Genomic DNA, 21,159 nt, shown 5'->3' with positions numbered 1-21,159 from the left:
TTCCCCACCCAACCCCAAAACCGGAGCGGCATGGTAACGGATGCATGGCCTTGGGCTCCACTGGATGGCGATGGATACCAGCACCATGACTGCGTAGAGTGGGCAAAAAACACACAAGGACCACCTTATGTGCCTGATTGTCTTTGCCTGGCGCCCGGGTCATGCCCAGCCGCTGATCGTGGCGGCCAACCGCGACGAATTCTATGCCCGGCCCAGCCTGCCCCTGGCGCAGTGGCCCGAAGCACCGCAGGTCCACGCCGGTCGCGACCTGGAAGCCGGTGGCACCTGGCTCGGTGTCGGCGCTAACGGGCGCTTCGCCGCCCTGACCAATATCCGCGACCCTCATCAACCGCCCGCGCGGAAATCCCGGGGTGAGCTCGTCGCGCAATTTCTCAATGGCGAAATGCCGATTGATGATTACTTGGCCGACGTTGTCAGACGTTCGCTGGAATATGCCGGATTTAACCTGCTTATCGGCAACGCCAACGAGCTGTGGCATTACAACGCACAGGGAACTGAGGCAGTGATGCTGCAGCCGGGCGTTTACGGTTTATCGAATGCGGGACTGGATACGCCGTGGCCGAAGTTGCTCAAGGCGCGGGCAGCGTTGGAGATGGTTCTGGATAATCCGCAGCCTGAGGCGTTGTTGGCGTTGCTGAGTGATGCGCAGGTGGCGCCGTTTGCGGAGCTGCCCGACACCGGGGTGGGTTTGGCGACCGAGACGCTGTTATCGAGTGTGTTTATTGCCAGCCAGAGTTACGGGACGCGGGCGAGTACGGCGTTGATTGTTCATGCCGACGGGACGCGGCATCTGGTTGAACGGAGTTTCGGGCCGTATGGCGGGCATTTGGGGGAAGTTGAGGTCAGGATTTGACAATAAATTGTGGCGAGGGAGCTTGCTCCCGCTCGACTGCGTAGCAGTCGCAAAATGGCAGATGAAGTTTTCCGAAAGAAAACATTGGCCAGATTGGGAGCGCTTCGCACTCCAGCGGGGGAGCAAGCTCCCTCGCCACAAGGGTCCTCAGTGTTTCAGAGCGGTTTGATCGCCGCCGGATTGATCATCCGCGCCAACCCGAGGTTCTTCAGCGCCAACTGCAGCGAACTGTGGATCACTTGCGGGTTGTCGATGGTCATCAGCTCCGCGAGCAGTTCCTTGGCCTTGCTCAGGTTGATCTGACGCAGCATCCACTTCACTTTCGGCAGGTTGGTGGCGTTCATCGACAGGCTGTCAAAGCCCATCGCCATCAACAGCACCGCCGCCGCCGGGTCACCGGCCATTTCACCGCAGATGCTCACCGGCTTGCCTTCGGCATGGGCGTCACGCACCACGCTTTGAAGGGCTTGCAGCACCGCCGGGTGCAGGTAGTCGTAGAGGTCGGCTACCCGCGGGTTGTTTCGGTCCACCGCCAGCAGGTACTGGGTCAGGTCGTTGGAGCCGACCGACAGGAAATCCACTTGCCGTGCCAGTTCCTTGGTCTGATACACCGCCGCCGGGATCTCGATCATCACGCCGATCGGCGGCATAGGTACGTCGCAGCCTTCATCGCGGACTTCACCCCAGGCCCGGTGAATCAGGTGCAGGGCTTCTTCGAGTTCATGGGTGCCGGAGATCATCGGCAACAGAATCCGCAGGTTGTTCAGGCCTTCGCTGGCCTTGAGCATCGCGCGGGTCTGCACCAGGAAGATTTCCGGGTGGTCGAGGGTGACGCGAATGCCGCGCCAGCCGAGGAACGGGTTGTCTTCCTTGATCGGGAAGTAAGACAGCGATTTGTCACCGCCGATGTCCAGGCTGCGCATGGTCACCGGTTGCGGATGGAACGCGGCGAGTTGCTCGCGGTAGATCGCCAACTGCTCCTTTTCGCTCGGGAACCGCTGGTTGATCATGAACGGCACTTCGGTGCGGTACAGACCGACACCCTCGGCGCCGCGCTTCTGCGCCCGCGCCACGTCCGCCAGCAGGCCGGTGTTGACCCACAGCGGCATGCGGTGGCCATCGACGGTCACGCACGGCAAGTCGCGCAATGCATCCAGCCCGAGGGCCAGTTGTTTTTCTTCCTCGACCACTTCGGCGAACTGCTTTCGCAGTACTTCGCTGGGGTTGGTGTAGACCTCACCGTGATAGCCGTCGACGATCATCTGAATGCCGTCGACCTTGGAATACGGCAGGTCGACCAGGCCCATCACCGTCGGGATGCCCATGGCGCGCGCGAGGATTGCCACGTGGGAGTTGCCGGAGCCAAGTACCGACACCAGGCCCGCCAGCTTGCCTTCCGGCACCTCGCCGAGCATCGCCGGCGTCAGTTCTTCGCTGATCAGAATGGTGTTGTCGGGGTAGACCAGGGTCTGCTGGCGCTCTTCCTGCAAGTAGGCAAGCAAGCGGCGGCCGAGGTCCTTGACGTCCGAGGCGCGTTCACGCAGGTAGGCGTCGTCCATCAATTCGAAACGATTGACATGATCGGTGACCACCTGGCGCAGCGCGCCCTGGGCCCACTGACCGGTCTTGATCACGGTGGTCACTTCGTTGCCCAGCGCGGCGTCGTCGAGCATCATCAGATACACATCGAACAAGGCCCGCTCTTCGGGGCGCAGCTGCGTGGCCAATTTGGCCGACAACGCACGCATGTCGGCGCGCACGCCTTCGATGGCGGTCTTGAACAGCCCGAGTTCAGCTTCGATGTCGACGATGGTCTTGTCCGGCACCACATCCAGATCGGCCGGAGGCAACATGACCACCGCCGTACCGACCGCCGCACCCGGCGAGCCCGGCACACCGACGAACTTGGCTTCCTGAATCCCTTTGCCCTGACGGCCCAGCCCCCGAATCGAACCGGTGGCCTCGGCGTGGGCGATAACGCCGGCGAGCTGCGCGCTCATGGTCACGAGGAAGGCTTCTTCACCCTCATCGAACTGGCGGCGTTCTTTTTGCTGAATGACCAACACGCCGACGACGCGGCGGTGGTGAATGATCGGCGCCCCGAGGAATGAGGCATAGCGCTCTTCACCGGTCTCGGCGAAGTAGCGGTAGCGCGGATGATCCGCGGCGTTTTCGAGGTTAAGGGGTTCTTCACGCGTGCCGACCAGGCCGACCAGACCTTCGTTGGGTGCCATGCTGACTTTGCCGATCGAGCGCTTGTTCAAGCCCTCGGTCGCCATCAGCACGAAGCGGTTGGTCTCGGGGTCAAGCAGGTAGACCGAGCAGACCTGGCTGCCCATGGCCTCTTTGACGCGCAACACAATAATCCCCAACGCCGCCTTGAGATCCTTGGCGGAGTTAACTTCCTGGACGATCTTGCGCAGCGTATTGAGCATGGCTCGGGGTCGAACTCCGTCGTCAGTCGCGCGCTAAAAGGCGCGGGGCAAGCTCTTTGAGAGCGCGTCGATACACCTCGCGCTTGAATGTCACCACCTGGCCCAACGGATACCAATAGCTGACCCAGCGCCAGCCATCGAATTCCGGTTTACCGGTCAAATCCATCCGCACCCGCTGCTCGTTGGAGATCAGGCGCAGGAGAAACCATTTCTGTTTCTGGCCGATGCACAGCGGTTGGCTGTGGGTACGGACCAGACGTTGCGGCAAACGATAGCGCAACCAGCCCCGGGTGCAGGCGAGAATTTCAACATCTTCACGCTCCAGACCCACTTCTTCGTTCAACTCGCGGTACAAGGCGTCTTCCGGCGTCTCCTGGGGGTTGATACCACCCTGTGGAAACTGCCAGGCATCTTGATTGATACGGCGAGCCCATAGCACCTGTCCGGCATCATTCGTGAGAATGATCCCGACATTGGGGCGGAAACCATCGGGGTCGATCACGGCAACAACCTCGCAAACGCATGTCGCCGCATTGTTCCACAAAGGTTGTGAAGGCAGCAACGAGCCGGCTTAGCTTATGTGCACTCTTGTGAAAAGTCCGTATTCTGGACACCTTTCTACAGACTTTTCAGCGAGTAACTGCAATGCGGCTGGCTTTATTCGACTTGGACAACACCCTTCTGGGCGGCGACAGTGACCACGCCTGGGGCGATTACCTGTGCGAACGCGGCTTCCTCGACGCCGTTGCCTACAAGGCACGCAACGATGAGTTCTATCAGGATTACCTGGCCGGCAAGCTGGATAACGACGCCTACCTGAACTTTTGCCTGGAAGTCCTTGGCCGCACCGAAATGGCCACGCTGGATCAATGGCACCTCGATTACATGCGCGACTGCATCGAGCCGATTGTGTTGCCCAAGGCGATCGATCTACTGGCCCAGCATCGTGAAGCGGGTGACAAGCTGGTGATCATCACCGCGACCAACCGCTTTGTAACCGGTCCGATTGCCGAGCGTTTGGGCGTTGAAACCCTGATCGCCACCGAATGTGAAATGGTCGATGGCCGTTATACAGGGCGCAGCACCGACATCCCGTGCTTCCGTGAAGGCAAAGTGACGCGGCTAAGTCGCTGGCTGGAAGAAACCGGGCATTCGCTGGAAGACAGTTACTTCTATAGCGACTCGATGAACGACTTGTCATTGCTGGAGCAGGTGGCGAATCCGGTGGCGGTTGATCCGGATCCGAACTTGCGAGCCGAGGCCGAGAAGCGTGGCTGGCCGGTGATCAGTCTGCGCGACTGAAATCGCCATCGCGGGCTTGCCCGCGATGGGGGTCGACTCGCCCAAGCCTTAAACCGGCTTCGCGCCCATCAATCCCGCAATCGCGACAAAACAAACAAAGCTGAACAGTGCCAGTGCAAAGGTGAACCTGCCGTTGCCTCCCGGCGCAGTGCGCAGCCTGTTCAGCCGCACCAGCAACCAGAACCAGCCCAACGCCGCCACGGTGTAGAGCACGCTGGACCCCAGCAACCACGTCTGCCCCAGCGGCCAGCCCACCAGGTGCACCATCCACCAGCCGGTAAACGGCATGCTCAGCAACGCCACGCCCATCAGTAGCCAGACGAACACTCGTGGCCGCTGGAGCGTGCGCGCCGCAGCAGTCGTATCGCCATTACGCCGCGTTCGCCAAACCCATATCCCCAGGCCCAGTGCACAGCCCAACAATATTGCCGTCGCCGCGGTGTGGGCCATTTTCAGGGCAGTTAACGTTTCCATTGTTCGATTTCCTTATGACCTGCCCATCAGCGTAGCCCCTCAGCCAAGAAACAGCTGATAGGCCGGGTTGTCGCTCTCGTCCCAGTACGGGTAGCCGATTTCTTCCAGCGCCGCCGGTACCAGGTGACGTTCCTCGTGAGGCACTTGCAGGCCCGCGACCACACGACCATCCGCCGCGCCGTGGTTGCGGTAATGGAACATCGAAATGTTCCAGCGCCCGCCCAGCTTGCTGAGGAAGTTGAACAGCGCGCCCGGCCGCTCCGGAAATTCAAAACGCAGCACCACTTCATCGACCACCTGCGCCGCGCGGCCGCCAACCATGTGCCGGATGTGCAACTTGGCCAGTTCGTTGTCGGTCAGGTCCAGCACCGGAAAACCCTGCTCGGTCAGGCTGGCGAGCAACGCACTGCGCGGGTCGTTTTCCGGGTGCGTCTGCACGCCAACGAAGATGTGCGCTTCGCTGCCGGTGTTGTAGCGGTAGTTGAATTCGGTGATCTGGCGCTTGCCGATGGCTTCGCAGAACGCCTTGAAGCTGCCCGGCTTCTCGGGAATGGTCACGGCGATAATGGCCTCGCGGCCCTCACCCAGCTCGGCGCGTTCGGCGACGTGACGCAAGCGGTCGAAGTTGACGTTGGCGCCGGAGTCGATGGCCACGAAGGTGTGACCTGTGACGGCGCGCTGCTCGACGTACTTCTTGATCCCGGCCACGCCCAAAGCGCCGGCAGGTTCAGTGATCGAGCGGGTATCGTCGTAGATATCCTTGATCGCCGCGCAGATCTCGTCGGTGCTGACCGTGATCACTTCATCGACATAGTCTTTGCAGATATCGAAGGTGTGCTGACCGATCTGAGCGACCGCGACGCCATCGGCGAAGATGCCCACGGTCGGCAGCACCACGCGCTCGCCGGCGGCCATGGCCGCTTGCAGGCAATTGGAATCGTCCGGCTCGACGCCGATGATTTTGATGTCCGGGCGCAGGTATTTCACGTACGCCGCGATACCGGCGATCAGCCCGCCGCCGCCCACCGGAACGAAGATCGCGTCCAGGCGCCCAGGGTGCTGGCGCAGAATCTCCATGGCCACCGTGCCCTGCCCGGCAATGGTGTGGGGATCGTCGTACGGGTGAATGTAGACGTAGCCTTTTTCGTCGACCAGTTTCAGCGAGTAGGCCAGGGCTTCCGGAAACGAATCCCCGTGCAGCACGACTTTGCCGCCTCGGGAACGCACGCCTTCGACTTTGATCTCGGGAGTGGTTTTCGGCATGACGATGGTGGCTTTCACGCCCAGCACTTTCGCCGCCAGGGCCAGGCCCTGCGCGTGATTGCCCGCCGAAGCGGTCACTACGCCGCGAGCGCGCTCTTCATCGCTCAGCTGCGTGAGCTTGTTGTAGGCCCCGCGAATCTTGAACGAGAACACCGGCTGCAAGTCTTCACGCTTGAGCAAAATACTGTTGCCCAGCCGCTCGGAGAGCTGGCGGGCAGTCTGCAATGGGGTTTCTACGGCAACGTCATAAACGCGCGAGGTGAGGATCTTTTTGACGTACTGTTCGAGCATCGGAAAGCATCACTGAGCGGGTTGGGCAGGGCCATGGAGTCTAACCCGGCTTTCGGCCGGGCGACCACACTAAACCGGTGGTTTTAAGGCCAGGCACATACCTTGTGGCGAGGGCGCTTGCTCCCGCTCGGCTGCGCAGCAGTCGCAAACCCTGCTGGCGCGGTATGCCGGAAGGCATGCGAGAGGACCGCTTCGCGCTCCAGCGGGAGCAAGCTCCCTCGCCACAAGACTCTGCTCGCTCAGACATACCGTCGCACCCGCCAATCGGGCAATGACCTTCCCCGCCCCGAAGCCTATAATGCCCGCCTTTCGTTTCCCCTCTTCGGCACCTCGGAGCCCGCATGACCCAGGATCAACTCAAACAGGCAGTGGCCCAGGCCGCCGTCGACTTCATCCTCCCGAAACTCGACGACAAGAGCATCGTCGGGGTCGGCACCGGCTCCACTGCCAACTGCTTCATCGATGCTTTGGCCCAGCATAAAGGTGCATTCGACGGCGCCGTCGCCAGCTCCGAAGCCACCGCCGCGCGCCTCAAGGGCCATGGCATTCCGGTGTATGAGCTGAACACCGTCAGCGACCTGGAGTTCTACGTGGACGGCGCCGATGAAAGCGACGAGCACCTGAACCTGATCAAGGGCGGCGGCGCGGCCCTGACCCGCGAGAAGATCGTCGCGGCCGTGGCCAAGACTTTCATCTGCATCGCCGACGCCAGCAAACTGGTGCCGGTGCTCGGCGCGTTCCCGCTGCCGGTGGAAGTGATCCCGATGGCCCGCAGCCATGTGGCTCGCGAGCTGGTGAAGCTCGGCGGCGACCCGGTTTACCGTGAAGGCGTGTTGACCGACAACGGCAACATCATTCTGGATGTGTTCAACATGCAGATCACCAACCCGGTGGAGCTGGAGTCGCAGATCAATGCGATCGTCGGCGTGGTGACCAATGGGTTGTTCGCGGCGCGTCCGGCGGATTTGCTGTTGCTGGGCACCAGCGAAGGCGTGAAAACCCTCCGCGCCCAATAATCAGACACGCAGATAAACCCTGTGGGAGCGAGCCTGCTCGCGATAGCGGTCTTTCAGTCAACATCTCTATCGACTGACACGACCTCATCGCGAGCAGGCTCGCTCCCACATTGGTTTTGGGGTGTTGGTTAGTTTTGCGTTGGTTTTTTGAAGACGTAGAACAGGTTCGGCTCGCTCACCAGGTACATCGTGCCGTCGTCATCCATGGCGATCCCTTCCGCTTGTGGCACCGTCTTCTGCAACCCCTGACGCCCCTTGTTCAATGACATGGTGCTCAGTGGTCGCCCGTCCACGTCCAGCTCCAGAATCAGTCGCGACTCGTCGGACAGCGCCAGCAAATGGCCGCTGCGTTCGTCGTATTGCAGACTCGACAGGTCTCGGACAAACATCCCGGCATCGCGCTTGGGGTTGTTGACCACGTGCACCGCGTAAGATTTTTCCGGGTTGTAATGCGGGAAACCCTGCACTTCATAGATCAGCATCGGGTCGCGCTCCTTGGCGACAAACAGGCGTTTGCCCACCGAATCGTAGGCCAGGCCTTCGAAGCCCTTGTTGCCGCTCATGTGCACGCCCAGGGTCATCTGCTCGGCTTCCGCTGCGTCGAGGAACGTGGTGTCCTTTTCCAGATGAATCTTGATCAGCCGTTGCTGGCGCTCGTCAGTGATCACATACGTGTCGGCGCTGATGAACTCCACTGCCTCCGGATCACCGAAGCCGACCAGCGAGATACGCCGAATGATCCGGCCTTCCAGCGACAGCTCGATCAGTTCGGAGTTTTTGTTGGTGACGGTGAACAGGCTTTTGCGCACCGGATCAAAGGTCAGCGCCGACACATCGTCGTCCAGGCCTTCGATGACCCGACCCTCGACCGCGACCTGATAGTGACCCAGGCCGATGGACTGTTCGCTCTCAGCCTGCCAAAGCGTGTGCAGATTGAACCAGGTGCGCTCGAACAGCCGCAGGTACTGGCCGATCGCAACCAGCACGATCAGCGCAATTACCAGCACAATCAGCATCAGGGGTTTGGGACGGGCAAGTCGGCGCATTCAGGCAAGCTCGGAATCAGGACGGGTGGATGAAATACCACGGCAGTCTGAATTGAAGCTTAATGGCCATTAGCCTGGGCCTACAACTGAGCGTCGCGTTTCCTACAAAAATCGAATCAGTGCTGCTTTTCGAATCGATAGAACAGGTTAGGCTCGCTCACCATGTACAGCGTGCCATTGTCATCCATGGTCACGCCTTCGGCGCGAGGAATGGTCTTCTTCAGACCATTGAAGCCCCCCAGCAAGGTCATGAAACTGACCTGCTCGCCCTTCTCGTCCAGCTCCAGCAGCAAGTGGGAGTCAGCGGACAGCACCAGCGTGTGCCGGGTGCGCGGGTCAATGGCCAGGGCCGAGAGGTTGCGGATGTCCAGTTCGTCACTGGCAAGCTTCTGCTTGTCGCCGGTGAGTGTCTGACCGTCGGCGCTTTTCCAGGTGAACAGCGCCGGTGGCCGTTCCTCACCCAGCAGCATTTGTTGATTGCGTGCATCCCAGACCATCGCTTCGAAGGCTTTGTTCTGGTCTTTCGACGGACCGAGGTCGTACTTCGGGAAGTTGGCGATGTTCAACTCACGGGTATCGGCGTCGACCTTGACGATGGTCAGCAAGTGCTCACGCTCATCGACGATGGCCAGCAGGCCGTTGCCCATGACCGTCACGGCTTCCGGATTGCTCCAGCCCACCAGCGGCATCTTGCGCAACACATCGCCTTGCAAAGTCAGCTCGACCAGGAACGGGTTTTTGCCCATCACCGAGAACAGGGTTTTGGTTTGAGGGTTGTAGGCCAGGTCGGACGCTTCGTCCTTTTCCATCCCCGGCAATGGCTTGGCATCGATTACCGCGCGGTATTCCGGGAGCCAGATACTTTCCTGGCGTTCGGTTTGGCTTTCGAAACGCTCCAGCACCCAGAGCACACCGCGGTCATCCCAATGCATCGCAAACGCAAGGCCATACGCGGCGGCCACGGCCAGCAACAGCCAGTAATACCAGCGCATGAAAAAGCGCGGGCGCCGGGCAGTTTTAAGCGTGGGCAGCGATTGGATGGCCATCAAGGGATGCGTTCCAGAAATTCAGGCTAAGGGTAATAGCACAATTGGGACCGGCTCAGACGCCGGATTCCGCGGAATTATCCAGACAAGATGTGAAAAAAACGGCAAATGGCGGGATTGCCCTTTTTCGGCCGACCACAAAAACCAATGCGGGAGCGAGCCTGCTCGCGATGAGGCCGTGTCAGTCGACAAAGATGTTGAATGACAGACCGCCATCGCGAGCAGGCTCGCTCCCACAGGGTGTTGCGGTTAGCGGACGCTGCTTGTGAAGCTGCTGGCGCCCGGCAATTCGATAACCAGCTCATCACCGACATTCAGCGGACCCACGCCAACCGGCGTGCCAGTCAGGATCACATCACCGGCCTGCAGCGAGAAGCAGCCGGCCATGTGCTGGATCATCGGCACGATCGGGTTGAGCATCGCGCTGCTGTTGCCATCCTGGCGGACTTCGCCGTTGATGGTCAGGCGAATACCAATGTCAGTCAGGTCGGCAAAGGTGCTGCCGGACACGAACGGGGCAATCACTGCGGCACCGTCGAAAGACTTGGCGATTTCCCATGGCAGGCCCTTGGATTTCAGCTCGGCCTGCTTGTCGCGCAGGGTCAGGTCCAGCGCCGGGGCGAAACCTGAAATGGCATCCAGCACTTCTTCACGGCTTGGCTTCGTCGACAAAGGCTTGCCGATCAACACCGCGATTTCCGCTTCGTAATGCACCGAGCCACGCTCGGTTGGAATGGTAAAACCACCTTCCAGCGGCACCACGCAACTGCCCGGCTTGATGAACAGCAGCGGCTCTGTAGGCACCGGGTTGTCCAGTTCCTTGGCGTGTTCGGCGTAGTTGCGGCCGATGCACACCACTTTACCCAATGGAAAGTGGATACGCGTTCCATCGACATACTGGTGCTGATAGCTCATTGACCGACTCCTGGTTCGTAGCTCTTAAGTTCGAAAGTCAAACAGCGAAAATCTTGCCCGGGTTCATGATGCCGTTCGGGTCGAACACCGCTTTGACGGCTTTCATGTACTCGATCTCAACCGGCGAGCGGCTATAGGTCAAGTAATCACGCTTGGTCATGCCCACGCCGTGTTCGGCGGAAATCGAACCGTTGTACTTCTCGACGGTTTCGAACACCCACTTGTTGACGGTGGCGCACTTGGCGAAGAACTCGTCCTTGCTCAGGTTGTCCGGCTTGAGGATGTTCAAGTGCAGGTTGCCATCGCCAATGTGACCGAACCAGACGATTTCGAAGTCCGGGTAATGTTCGCCGACGATCGCGTCGATTTCCTTCAGAAACGCCGGGACTTTTGACACGGTGACCGAAATGTCGTTTTTGTACGGCGTCCAGTGGGAGATGGTTTCAGAGATGTATTCGCGCAGCTTCCACAGGTTCTGCAACTGGGTTTCGCTTTGGCTCATCACGCCGTCCAGCACCCAGCCCTGCTCGACGCAGTGCTCGAAGGTTTCCAGGGCGTGGTTGGCCACTTCTTCGGTGGTCGCTTCGAATTCCAGCAGTGCATAGAACGGGCAATCGGTTTCGAACGGTGCCGGCACATCGCCGCGCCCCATGACTTTGGCCAGGGCTTTGTCGGAGAAGAACTCGAAGGCCGTCAGGTCGAGCTTGCTCTGAAAGGCGTGCAACACCGGCATGATCGAGTCGAAATCGGCGGTGCCGAGCACCATCGCAGTGAGGTTTTTCGGCGCACGGTCCAGACGCATGGTCGCTTCGACCACAAAACCGAGGGTGCCTTCCGCGCCAATGAACAGCTGACGCAGGTCGTAGCCGGTGGCGTTCTTGATCAGATCGCGGTTCAGCTCCAGCACATCGCCCTTGCCGGTGACGACTTTCATGCCGGCCACCCAGTTACGGGTCATGCCGTAGCGAATGACCTTGATCCCGCCGGCATTGGTGCCGATATTGCCGCCAATCTGGCTCGAACCTGCGGAAGCGAAATCCACTGGATAGTACAGGCCTTTGTCTTCGGCGACGTTCTGCAGGTGCTCGGTGACCACACCCGGCTGGCATACAGCGGTGCGGTCGGTCAGGTTCACGTCGAGAATCTGGTTCATGTAGTCGAACGACACCACCACTTCGCCATTGGCGGCCACCGCAGCGGCGGACAGCCCGGTACGTCCGCCGGACGGCACCAGCGCCACCTTGTGTTTATTGGCCCAAAGGACGATGGCCTGGACCTGTTCGGTGGTCTTGGGAAACACAATGGCGGTCGGGGCCGGGGCGAAGTGCTTGGTCCAATCCTTGCCGTAAGCATTCAGGGAGTCGGCATCGGTCAGCACCTTGCCAGGCTCAACCAAGGTCTTCAGCTCATCAATCAGGGCAGGATTGGTCATCGACGGAACTCTCGAACAATTCATGGTCATCCTGAGAACGCTTCACGTCGCAGGAATGAGTGTTTAGCGGGGTGCATATGCTAGCATACCGACCCCGCAGGATAGTGCCCAACGGCTATTCTGCGGCGACGGCTTTCCTGCCGTCCGGGTCAGCGTCTGCTGGCTATTTCCTGCCATTTTTCTCCGGGATACAGGTTTACGCAGATGAGCAAGACTTCTCTCGATAAGAGCAAGATCAAGTTCCTTCTTCTCGAAGGCGTCCACCAATCGGCTGTCGACGTTCTCAAGTCGGCGGGCTACACCAGCATCGAGTACCTCACCGGTTCTCTGCCGGAAGCTCAGCTGAAGGAAAAGATCGCTGATGCTCACTTCATCGGCATTCGCTCCCGCACTCAACTGACCGAAGAGATCTTCGATCACGCGAAGAAGCTCGTGGCTGTAGGGTGTTTCTGCATCGGCACCAACCAGGTTGACCTGAACGCGGCCCGCGAACGCGGTATCGCGGTGTTCAACGCTCCGTACTCCAACACTCGCTCCGTTGCCGAGCTGGTGCTGGCCGAAGCGATCCTGTTGCTGCGCGGCATCCCTGAGAAGAACGCTTCCTGCCACCGTGGCGGCTGGATCAAGAGCGCGGCCAACTCCTTCGAAATCCGTGGCAAGAAGCTCGGCATCGTCGGCTACGGCTCGATCGGTACGCAACTGTCGGTCCTGGCTGAAGGCCTGGGCATGCAGGTGTACTTCTACGACACCGTGACCAAGCTGCCACTGGGCAACGCGACCCAGGTCGGCAACCTGCACGAGCTGTTGGGCATGTCCGACATCGTCACCCTGCACGTTCCGGAAACCGCTGCGACCCAGTGGATGATCGGCGAGAAGGAAATCCGCTCCATCAAGAAGGGCGGCATCCTGATCAACGCCGCGCGCGGCACCGTGGTCGAGCTGCAAGCCCTGGCGGACGCGATCAAGGACAAGCACCTGATCGGCGCAGCCATCGACGTATTCCCGGTGGAGCCACGCTCCAACGACGAAGAGTTCGAAAGCCCGCTGCGTGGCCTGGACAACGTGATCCTGACCCCGCACATCGGTGGTTCCACCGCTGAGGCGCAAGCCAACATCGGTCTGGAAGTGGCAGAAAAACTGGTCAAGTACAGCGACAACGGTACTTCGGTATCGTCGGTGAACTTCCCGGAAGTGGCCCTGCCGGCTCACCCTGGCAAGCACCGTCTGCTGCACATCCACGAGAACATCCCGGGTGTGATGAGCGAGATCAACAAGGTCTTCGCCGAAAACGGCATCAACATCTCCGGTCAGTTCCTGCAGACCAACGAGAAAGTCGGCTACGTGGTCATCGACGTCGACGCCGAGTACTCGGACCTGGCGCAAGAGAAGCTGCAGCACATCAACGGCACCATTCGTTGCCGCGTGTTGTTCTGACAGCAATTTGAGCGACAAAAAAAGGAGACCTTCGGGTCTCCTTTTTCATGGCCGCTACTATCGTTACTTGACGTTGACGGTGATCTTCTCGGAAACGATCGGCGGATCGAAGGCCATGTGGCTCATGTCGCCCAACTCGAGCTGCAAGGTGTGCTTGCCCGGTGTCAGCGTCAGCTCGGTTTCTGTCTGCGCCTTGCCGAAATGAACGTGATTGGCATCTGTCGGGATGACGGCCCCTGCTGCAACGATTTCCTTGGCATCGACCAGCAAATGGTGGTGGCCCGTATTCTTGGTGAGATCGCCCGCTGGCGCCAACGCCACGTTCTTAACAGCGAACTTGATTTTGAACGTTTGCGGGACAGTCCCACCATCTTTAGGAGAAACGATGGACACTTCAGCACCCTTGGGTGCCGGCGTAGCCGCACTGGCCAGCACCGAAACGCCCATCAGCAGACCGGTCAGCGCAGCACGTGACATAAAGGTTTTCATTCTCTTCTCCAGTTTTTTCATAAAATCCGCGTGACCATGACAACTTCACGGCCATTCGTTGTCGAAGGCTCTCGACAACCATAGCAAAGCGAGCCTGAATCAGCGCATCGCGATAAATGTATTCAAAGGAGTGACCATGCGCTTTCTGCCTGGCCTGATCTGCCTGCTACCCCTTCTGAGCCCTTTGGCTCATGCCGAACTGATTGATGATGTAAACGACCGCGGCGAATTACGCATTGCCATTGAGGCTAATACACCGCCCTTCAATTTCAAGGACGACGGCCAACTCAGTGGCTTCGAAGTCGAGTTGGGCCAGCTGCTGGCCAACGAGCTGGATGTACGGGCCGACTTTGTCGTCACCGACTCCAGCGATCTGTTGTCCGGCGTCGAAAGCGGCAAGTACGACATCGCCATCAACCACATAGCAGTGACCCCGGAACTCAAGGATCGTTTCGACTTCAGCGAACCTTACATTCAGGCCGATGCGCAGTTGATCGCTCAGAAAGAAGAGCCTCGCTCCATCCTGCTGGTGCAATCGCTGACGGACGAAAAACCGAAAGCCAGCCCTCCTGTCGAGCTGGCAATTCCGTTTCAGAAGGGTAACCCGGCGTTCCACGCCAGCCTGGAGAACGCGTTGCAGCGGATCAAGGCGGATGGGCGGATGGCGGCGCTGGAGCAGAAATGGTTTGGCGCGGATGCGAGTGTGGCGCCCAAACCCTGATCTCAGGCTGATGAACAACCCTGTGGGAACGGGCCTGCTCGCGATGAGGGCATAACACTCAACATCTTCATTGATTGTCAGACCGCTATCGCCGGCAAGCCGGTCTCGATCCCACAGTGGTTTTGTGTTGATCGCTAGCTGAGTGCTGCCAGGACCGAAGCCGCTTGCGGCAACTCCAGTTCGCTGAACACTTGCACACCATGGCGCTTGAGCAACGCAGCAGTGACGCCTTCACCGCTGACCTTCACGCCGCTGAACGAGCCGTCATAGGTCAGCAAATTCCCGCAAGACGGGCTGTTGGCCTTGAGCACGGCGATGCGGATGCCGTGTTTTTCTACCAGTTCCAGCGCCTGATAAGCGCCAGAAAGAAACTGCGCACTGACATCCTCGTCTTCGGTGGTGATCACCGAAGCCTGGCCATCAAGCACCTCCCCACCCTGCCCGCCCGGAATCTCTGCCGCCGCCCGTGGCGTCGGCAACCCGCCGGCGACCTCAGGGCACAACGGCACGACGCGACCTTCGTCGAGCCACTGTTGAAGCTGATCGAACGGCCCGCTGGCCCCGCCGTCATAACGCACGCGGTGGCCGAGCAGGCAGCGACTTACCAGGATTTTCTGCATGATCAGAACGGCTCGTTGCCACGGCGCCGGAACCAGCCGGTCAATGACAGGCGATCGCGGGTCGCGGGCAGGACTTCGTGGGGCACCTCGCCCGACAGGAACACCACCAGGCATCCGCCGGTAGGCACCACATCGTATTCGACGTCTTCCTTGAGGTACATGCGCAACTGACCGCCGTGCTCCGGCAACCAGGCGTCGTTGAGGTAGACCACCGCCGAGACCGTGCGTCGGTCGTCATCGCGGAAGCGGTCGACATGCTTGAGGTAGAAAGCGCCGGGCGGGTACATCGCAAAATGGCTTTCGAAATCTTCAAGGCCCAGATACAAGCCTCGATTCATGGCCTCGCGCAGGCTGTCCATCAACTGCAGGTAGCTGTCGCATGCCAACGCCTGACCGGGCTCGATCCACTGGATCTTGTCGCCGCGAATCCTCTCGCGAATCTCCGATGTCGGCCCGCGGCCCACGGCGGCAGGGGCCAGTTCACCCTCGGCGGCACGTTTACGGCACTCAGCGGCCAACGCCCGGGTCAGATCCAGAGGAAGGAAAATATTCTGCTGCGACCAGCCGTGTTCAGCCAGGTCATCGACGATACGTAACAGCAGCGGGTGATCAGAGGATATTTGCATGGCGCGCATAGTATTCCTGTGCCCGAAAATCCGACAGAGCCGCGCAGCGGCTTGATACGAATTCTCGACAAGTCCGTATGCCGCACGGAGAATAGTCGCCTGCTGACAGGAGTCCCTATGCGCCGTTTGCTTTTCTCACTGCTGATGTTCTGCGTTTTGCCCGCCTGGGCAGACGGCCACGACCAGTTGTACAAGGTCGCCGGCTGGCCAGAACAACGCGCGCATTTCAACGATGCTCTCTCAGCCGCTCAGCAGCGTTACCAGAACAGCCTGCCGCCCGCCGTGTTTCAAGCGCTGGTGAATAACAGCAATCAGCGCTTTGCCCCGCAGGCCGTGGACCAGCGCGCCGAAGCGCAATTGCGCAAAACCCTTGCTGATCCGAAGCCGGCACTGACCTTCTTCCAGTCGCCGCTGGGCAAGAAAATCGTGGCCGCCGAACTGCTGGCGACCCGTCGTGATCAGTTGGCGAAGAACGCCAAGGGCCTGCCGAAGATTCAGGCCAGCGACAACCGCATGCTGATCATCGGTCACCTCGCCCAGGCCTTGCCCGCGCGCGAGGCCGGCGCGGAAGTCAGCCTGGCGATTGCCGGCGTCGCGGCCGACAGCTTGAGTTCGATGATCCCCGGCCTGCTCGGCGGCGGTCAGGCGCAAGGCCTGTTGAACGGTCAGCGTCAGCGCTTGATGGAGCAGATCGGCAGCGACCTGAACAACACGTTGCTGTATGTCTATCGCGACCTGTCGGATGACGAGCTGGAGGAGTTCGCCACGTTTGCCGAGTCGGCTGAAGGCAAGGCGTATTACCAGGCGGCGTTGGCGGCGATTCGGGCGGGGTTGGCGGTGGGGCAGAATCCTTCGAGCCTCAACCAGTAATCTTCGGCATCAGATAGGCTCGCACACATTAGACCTGGTTTTCCCAAGCAACTCGGTCAACTGTGGGAGCGAGCCTGCTCGCGATGAAGCCCGAACAAACGCTAAAGATTCCGGCCTTTGATCCGCTTCGTCAAAAACCCGAAATACTCCCCCCGCAACGCCAAGGTCTCATTCGCCAAATGATGCCGAGCCTGCGGCAACATCAGCACCTGCGGCCGATCGAACTTGGTTTTCAACACTTCAAGGTTGTGCTTCCAATCCACCGTCATGTCCGCCTGCCCCTGCACGATCAGCGGCTGGCGCATGCTGCCGGGTGCGGCCTCGATGCGCTTGATCCAGCGCGCCAGCGCGCCGACCCACGCTGTTGGCAGGCGCAGCGGCTGCAACGGGTCGGCTTGCAGGAATGGCAGGAAATCCGGGTCGTTGGAGTTCTCGCTGAAGCGCCGGGCGATGGCTTTGACGAAAGGTTTGAGCAGGTAATAACTGAGCTGTGACCACCCCCAGGCCCGCGGCCTCACCAGCGGCGACAACAGAATCACCTGACCCTGTGCCGGGCTGTTCGCACCTTCATTCAACACATGATCGATCACGATGGCGCCACCGGTACTCTGCCCGCACAGGTGCCACGGTTGCGGCAGATCGAGGGATTGCGCCTCGGCGAACAGCCCTTGCAGCGTGTCCTGATACTCGGCGAAATCCTTGATGCTCGCCCGTTCGCCGCTGGACAGACCGTGCCCCGGCAAGTCGCAGGCAATCACCGCAAACCCCTGATCCAGGGCCCATTCGATCACATGCCGGTAAAGCCCGGTGTGATCGTAGAAACCGTGAAACACAAACAACGTGGCCTTCGCCCGCTCCGGCCACCAGAGCTGGCTGACCAGCTCATAACCGTCCACCTCGAAACGCCCCAGGCCCCTGCGCAACTGACGCCCCGGAAAATCCACGCCGTAGAACCGCTGGTACGCCAGCGCCTCCACGGACAGCGGCTGCCACTCGGCCAGAGGGCGCAGGCCGGCACGCAGATGATCAGGGTCGAAAGTGGCGGACATGGGCGATTCCAGAGCACGAAGCAGACTTTATAAGCCTGCGATATTCATCTGTCGCGGCAAGCATGGCAAGCTGGGCGACCTTCGAGGATCGACACCCATGCGCTTGCCCTACCGCACCCCACTGCTTGCCAGCCTGATCGCCCTCGTGTGTGCCGGTGTGTTGTGGTCGGCTTACGACTGGTTTCAGGGACGCTATCTGCGCGCGTTCAGCGAGCACACCGCGGTATTTTCCGGCGACCCGTTGCGCCTGCCCGACACCCTCGCCGGCCCCGGCGCCATCCGCCTCGTGCATTTCTGGGACCCGGCCTGCCCGTGCAACGTCGGCAATCAGCAACACCTGAGCGAACTGGTCGAGCAGTACGCTGCGCAGGGCGTCGAGTTCTATGCGGTACAAAAGCCCGGCAGCCACGGCCAGTTGCCCAGCACCTTGAGCAGCCTGAAAACCATCACCGTCCTCCCAGGCTCGGAACAGATCCCGGCCAGCCCGGCCGTGGCGATCTGGGATCGCAGCGGCAAGCTCGCCTACTTCGGCCCTTACAGCGAAGGCCTGACCTGCAATTCGAGCAACAGCTTTATCGAACCGATCCTGCAAGCGTTGAACGCCGGCCGCGCGGTGAATGCCACGCACACCCTGGCAGTCGGGTGTTACTGCCCGTGGCCAGTCGATACAACAAAGTAGCGACAGGTCAGGCAACAAGAATCCCTCCTACGGGTGATGGGCCGATTCGGCAGGCCGTGTTAAACAGTGATGCCAGGGAATTGCTGCCACTCATAACAAGAACAAGGAATCACCATGAAACGCCTCCTGACTGCGCTCGTCCTGCTGATTGTCGTGCTCGCCGCAGGCGCCGGCTGGTACGTCTACAGCAAGCAGCCGACACGCCAGGGCATGGTTGAGTTGCAACACCTGCAAGGCTCCGTCACCGTCCGTTACGACGAGCGCGGCATCCCGCACATCCGCGCCGAAAACGAGACCGACCTGTACCGCGCCCTCGGCTATGTGCACGCCCAGGACAGGCTGTTCCAGATGGAAATCCTGCGTCGCCTCGCCCGCGGTGAACTGGCCGAAGTGCTGGGCCCGAAACTGCTCGACACCGACAAACTGATGCGCAGCCTGCGGATTCGCGATCGCGCCGAAACCTACCTCGCCAATCTGGACAAACAGTCCCCGTCTTTCATTGCCATGCAGGCCTATCTGGATGGCATCAACCAGTATCAGGACGGTCATGCAAAACCCGCCGAGTTCGATGCGCTGGGCATATCAAAACGCCCGTTCACCGCGCAGGACACCATCAGCATCGCCGGATACATGGCCTACAGTTTTGCCGCGGCGTTTCGTACTGAACCGTTGCTGACGTACGTGCGCGATCAGTTGGGCGCCGAGTACCTGAACGTTTTCGATCTCGATTGGCAGCCCAAAGGCGTGCTGGCGAAAAACCCTGGCGGCGCCATGCCACCCCTCGCCAGCGCCGACTGGAAAGACCTCAACGCCCTCGCCCGCCTGAGCGAGCAGGCGCTGGCAGACAACGGCTTGCCACAGTTCGAGGGCAGCAACGCCTGGGTGGTCTCCGGCAACCACACCAAAAGCGGCAAGCCGCTGCTGGCGGGTGACCCGCATATCCGCTTTTCCGCGCCGTCGGTGTGGTACGAAGCACAACTCTCGGCACCGGGCTTCGAACTCTACGGTCACTATCAGGCGTTGATGCCGTTCGCCTCGCTGGGGATGAACCGCGACTTCGGCTGGAGCATCACCATGTTCCAGAACGACGACCTCGACCTGATCGCCGAGAAGGTCAACCCGGATAACCCCAATCAGGTCTGGTATCGCGGCAAGTGGGTGGACATGGTCACCAGCGAGCAGCAGATCGCGGTCAAGGGCCAGGCGCCCGTGACATTGGTGCTGCGCCAGTCGCCCCATGGGCCGATCGTCAACGATGCGCTGGGCAACAGCGTCGGCAAAACGCCAATTGCCATGTGGTGGGGCTTTCTCGAAAGCCAGAATCCGATTCTCGAAGGTTTTTATCAGCTCAACCGCGCCGACACCCTGGCCAAGGCGCGCAGTGCCGCCGCCAAGGTCCAGGCACCCGGCCTGAACATCGTGTGGGCCAATGCCAAGGGCGACATCGGCTGGTGGGCAGCGGCGCAATTGCCGAAACGGCCCGCCGGTGTTCGGCCCTGGTTCATCCTTGACGGCAGCAGCGCCGAATCGGACAAGGACGGCTTCTACCCCTTCAGCGCCAACCCCCAGGAAGAGAACCCGGCACGGGGCTACATCGTCTCGGCCAACTTCCAGCCCGTGTCGCCGACCGGCATGGAGATTCCCGGTTACTACAACCTCGCCGATCGAGGTCAGCAGCTCAATCGCCAGCTCGGCGACAAAACCGTCAAGTGGGATCTGGAGACCAGCCAGAAGTTGCAATTGGGCACCACCACTGCTTACGGCCCGCGCTTGCTCGCGCCATTGTTGCCGGTGTTGCGTGAAGTGGTGAGCGACTCCGCCGAACTCAAACTGGTGGAGCAACTGGCTCAGTGGAAAGGTGATTACCCGCTGGATTCAACCAGCGCCACGCTGTTCAACCAGCTCCTGTTCAACCTCGCCGACGCATCGATGCACGATGAACTGGGCAACGACTTTTTCGAAACGCTGCTTTCGACGCGGGTGATCGACGCTGCGCTGCCTCGTCTGGCGGCGAACGCTGATTCGCCGTGGTGGGACAACCGCAACACCCTCGGCAAGGAAACGCGCGCCGATACGGTCAGGGTGGCGTGGCAAGCGAGCATTGCTCACCTCAAGACCACCCTGGGTGCGGATTTCGCGCAATGGCAGTGGGGCAAGGCGCATACGCTGACCCATGGTCATCCACTGGGGCAGCAGAAGCCGCTGGACCGGATTTTCAATGTCGGGCCGTTCGCGGCGCCCGGTACCCATGAAGTGCCAAACAACCTCTCGGCCAAAATCGGGCCGGCGCCATGGCCGGTCACGTATGGGCCATCGACCCGGCGCCTGATCGATTTCGCCGACCCGGCGCACAGCCTGACCGTGAACCCGGTGGGCCAGAGTGGTGTGCCGTTTGACCGGCATTACGAGGATCAGGCGGAGGCGTATGTCGAAGGGATGTACTTCCAGGCGCATCTCAATGATGAGGAAGTGACGGCCAATACACGGAGCACGTTGAAGCTATTGCCGGCGCGGGCTGCGCAGTAGATTCGTATTGGTTGGACTGGCCTCATCGCTAGCAGGCTAGCTCCCAGCACG

The 21,159-nt window shown here is 60.4% G+C and carries 20 protein-coding genes; 8 read left to right on the top strand and 12 right to left on the bottom strand.

Annotation, left to right across the window (positions count from 1 at the left end; translation table 11 throughout):
- Positions 1 to 127: 127 nt before the first annotated feature.
- Positions 128 to 874: an NRDE family protein gene (locus tag ACM6IQ_RS25485; RefSeq protein WP_017341325.1), complete on the top strand. Its 747-nt coding sequence runs from the start codon at positions 128 to 130 to the stop codon at positions 872 to 874.
- A gap of 155 nt (positions 875 to 1,029) precedes the next feature.
- On the opposite strand, the gene ptsP is transcribed toward ACM6IQ_RS25485, so the two are convergent.
- On the bottom strand, positions 1,030 to 3,309 hold the full coding sequence (gene ptsP, locus ACM6IQ_RS25480) for a phosphoenolpyruvate--protein phosphotransferase (RefSeq protein ID WP_017341326.1): 2,280 nt from the start codon (positions 3,307 to 3,309) through the stop codon (positions 1,030 to 1,032).
- Positions 3,310 to 3,331: 22 nt separating this feature from the next.
- Complete coding sequence (locus tag ACM6IQ_RS25475) at positions 3,332 to 3,811, bottom strand: RNA pyrophosphohydrolase (protein WP_007897732.1); 480 nt, start codon at positions 3,809 to 3,811, stop codon at positions 3,332 to 3,334.
- Between the two features lie 143 nt (positions 3,812 to 3,954).
- Here ACM6IQ_RS25475 and ACM6IQ_RS25470 point away from each other — a divergent pair, with 143 nt between their 5' ends.
- Positions 3,955 to 4,611 carry an HAD family hydrolase gene (locus ACM6IQ_RS25470; RefSeq protein WP_017341327.1) on the top strand — a complete coding sequence of 219 codons (657 nt, stop codon included), beginning with the start codon at positions 3,955 to 3,957 and terminating at the stop codon, positions 4,609 to 4,611.
- A gap of 48 nt (positions 4,612 to 4,659) precedes the next feature.
- On the opposite strand, the gene ACM6IQ_RS25465 is transcribed toward ACM6IQ_RS25470, so the two are convergent.
- Positions 4,660 to 5,085 (bottom strand): DUF2269 domain-containing protein, encoded by a 426-nt coding sequence (locus tag ACM6IQ_RS25465; RefSeq protein ID WP_017341328.1) that lies wholly within the window; start codon positions 5,083 to 5,085, stop codon positions 4,660 to 4,662.
- Positions 5,086 to 5,124: 39 nt separating this feature from the next.
- On the bottom strand, positions 5,125 to 6,639 hold the full coding sequence (gene ilvA / locus ACM6IQ_RS25460) for a threonine ammonia-lyase, biosynthetic (protein WP_414880140.1): 1,515 nt from the start codon (positions 6,637 to 6,639) through the stop codon (positions 5,125 to 5,127).
- A 341-nt stretch (positions 6,640 to 6,980) separates the two neighbouring features.
- Between ilvA and rpiA the strand changes: the two genes are divergently transcribed.
- Positions 6,981 to 7,655: a ribose-5-phosphate isomerase RpiA gene (gene rpiA / locus ACM6IQ_RS25455; RefSeq protein ID WP_017341330.1), complete on the top strand. Its 675-nt coding sequence runs from the start codon at positions 6,981 to 6,983 to the stop codon at positions 7,653 to 7,655.
- 128 nt (positions 7,656 to 7,783) lie between these two features.
- On the opposite strand, the gene ACM6IQ_RS25450 is transcribed toward rpiA, so the two are convergent.
- The 4 genes from ACM6IQ_RS25450 to ACM6IQ_RS25435 form a co-directional block, all read right to left on the bottom strand.
- The gene (locus ACM6IQ_RS25450; protein WP_017341331.1) at positions 7,784 to 8,701 is read right to left on the bottom strand and encodes an SdiA-regulated domain-containing protein; all 918 of its coding nucleotides are present in this window, start codon (positions 8,699 to 8,701) and stop codon (positions 7,784 to 7,786) included.
- Positions 8,702 to 8,817: 116 nt separating this feature from the next.
- Positions 8,818 to 9,747 carry an SdiA-regulated domain-containing protein gene (locus tag ACM6IQ_RS25445; RefSeq protein WP_414880139.1) on the bottom strand — a complete coding sequence of 310 codons (930 nt, stop codon included), beginning with the start codon at positions 9,745 to 9,747 and terminating at the stop codon, positions 8,818 to 8,820.
- Between the two features lie 249 nt (positions 9,748 to 9,996).
- The gene (locus ACM6IQ_RS25440; RefSeq protein ID WP_017341333.1) at positions 9,997 to 10,662 is read right to left on the bottom strand and encodes a fumarylacetoacetate hydrolase family protein; all 666 of its coding nucleotides are present in this window, start codon (positions 10,660 to 10,662) and stop codon (positions 9,997 to 9,999) included.
- Between the two features lie 37 nt (positions 10,663 to 10,699).
- Positions 10,700 to 12,094, bottom strand: a complete 1,395-nt coding sequence (locus ACM6IQ_RS25435) for an FAD-binding oxidoreductase (RefSeq protein WP_031319170.1) — start codon at positions 12,092 to 12,094, stop codon at positions 10,700 to 10,702.
- 204 nt (positions 12,095 to 12,298) lie between these two features.
- Here ACM6IQ_RS25435 and serA point away from each other — a divergent pair, with 204 nt between their 5' ends.
- Entirely contained in the window at positions 12,299 to 13,528 is a 1,230-nt protein-coding gene (serA, locus tag ACM6IQ_RS25430; RefSeq protein ID WP_017341335.1) for a phosphoglycerate dehydrogenase, read from the top strand.
- A 63-nt stretch (positions 13,529 to 13,591) separates the two neighbouring features.
- On the opposite strand, the gene ACM6IQ_RS25425 is transcribed toward serA, so the two are convergent.
- Positions 13,592 to 14,017, bottom strand: coding sequence for a DUF4399 domain-containing protein (locus ACM6IQ_RS25425; RefSeq protein WP_017341341.1), 426 nt, complete (start codon positions 14,015 to 14,017; stop codon positions 13,592 to 13,594).
- 136 nt (positions 14,018 to 14,153) lie between these two features.
- Here ACM6IQ_RS25425 and ACM6IQ_RS25420 point away from each other — a divergent pair, with 136 nt between their 5' ends.
- Positions 14,154 to 14,738: a transporter substrate-binding domain-containing protein gene (locus ACM6IQ_RS25420; RefSeq protein ID WP_414880138.1), complete on the top strand. Its 585-nt coding sequence runs from the start codon at positions 14,154 to 14,156 to the stop codon at positions 14,736 to 14,738.
- A 134-nt stretch (positions 14,739 to 14,872) separates the two neighbouring features.
- Here the strand turns inward: ACM6IQ_RS25420 and ACM6IQ_RS25415 are convergent, their stop codons facing one another.
- Positions 14,873 to 15,358 (bottom strand): DUF523 domain-containing protein, encoded by a 486-nt coding sequence (locus ACM6IQ_RS25415; RefSeq protein ID WP_414880137.1) that lies wholly within the window; start codon positions 15,356 to 15,358, stop codon positions 14,873 to 14,875.
- Between the two features lie 2 nt (positions 15,359 to 15,360).
- On the bottom strand, positions 15,361 to 15,993 hold the full coding sequence (locus ACM6IQ_RS25410) for a 2OG-Fe(II) oxygenase (RefSeq protein WP_414880136.1): 633 nt from the start codon (positions 15,991 to 15,993) through the stop codon (positions 15,361 to 15,363).
- A gap of 108 nt (positions 15,994 to 16,101) precedes the next feature.
- Here ACM6IQ_RS25410 and ACM6IQ_RS25405 point away from each other — a divergent pair, with 108 nt between their 5' ends.
- Positions 16,102 to 16,854, top strand: a complete 753-nt coding sequence (locus ACM6IQ_RS25405) for a DUF2059 domain-containing protein (RefSeq protein ID WP_017341345.1) — start codon at positions 16,102 to 16,104, stop codon at positions 16,852 to 16,854.
- 101 nt (positions 16,855 to 16,955) lie between these two features.
- Here the strand turns inward: ACM6IQ_RS25405 and ACM6IQ_RS25400 are convergent, their stop codons facing one another.
- The gene (locus ACM6IQ_RS25400; RefSeq protein ID WP_017341346.1) at positions 16,956 to 17,903 is read right to left on the bottom strand and encodes an alpha/beta hydrolase; all 948 of its coding nucleotides are present in this window, start codon (positions 17,901 to 17,903) and stop codon (positions 16,956 to 16,958) included.
- 97 nt (positions 17,904 to 18,000) lie between these two features.
- On the opposite strand from ACM6IQ_RS25400, the gene ACM6IQ_RS25395 reads away from it, so the two are divergent.
- Together ACM6IQ_RS25395 and ACM6IQ_RS25390 are read left to right on the top strand one after the other, a co-directional pair.
- On the top strand, positions 18,001 to 18,582 hold the full coding sequence (locus tag ACM6IQ_RS25395; RefSeq protein ID WP_017341347.1) for a DUF6436 domain-containing protein: 582 nt from the start codon (positions 18,001 to 18,003) through the stop codon (positions 18,580 to 18,582).
- A 114-nt stretch (positions 18,583 to 18,696) separates the two neighbouring features.
- A complete protein-coding gene (locus tag ACM6IQ_RS25390) occupies positions 18,697 to 21,108 on the top strand; it encodes a penicillin acylase family protein (protein WP_414880135.1) in 2,412 nt (803 codons plus the stop codon).
- The last annotated feature ends 51 nt before the right edge of the window (positions 21,109 to 21,159 follow it).

It is taken from the genome of Pseudomonas sp. IT-P100 (genome assembly GCF_949767185.1).
Lineage (GTDB): Bacteria > Pseudomonadota > Gammaproteobacteria > Pseudomonadales > Pseudomonadaceae > Aquipseudomonas > Aquipseudomonas fluorescens_B.
Note: the sequence above shows the minus strand (reverse complement) of the source record. Positions and strands in the feature narration are given on the sequence as shown.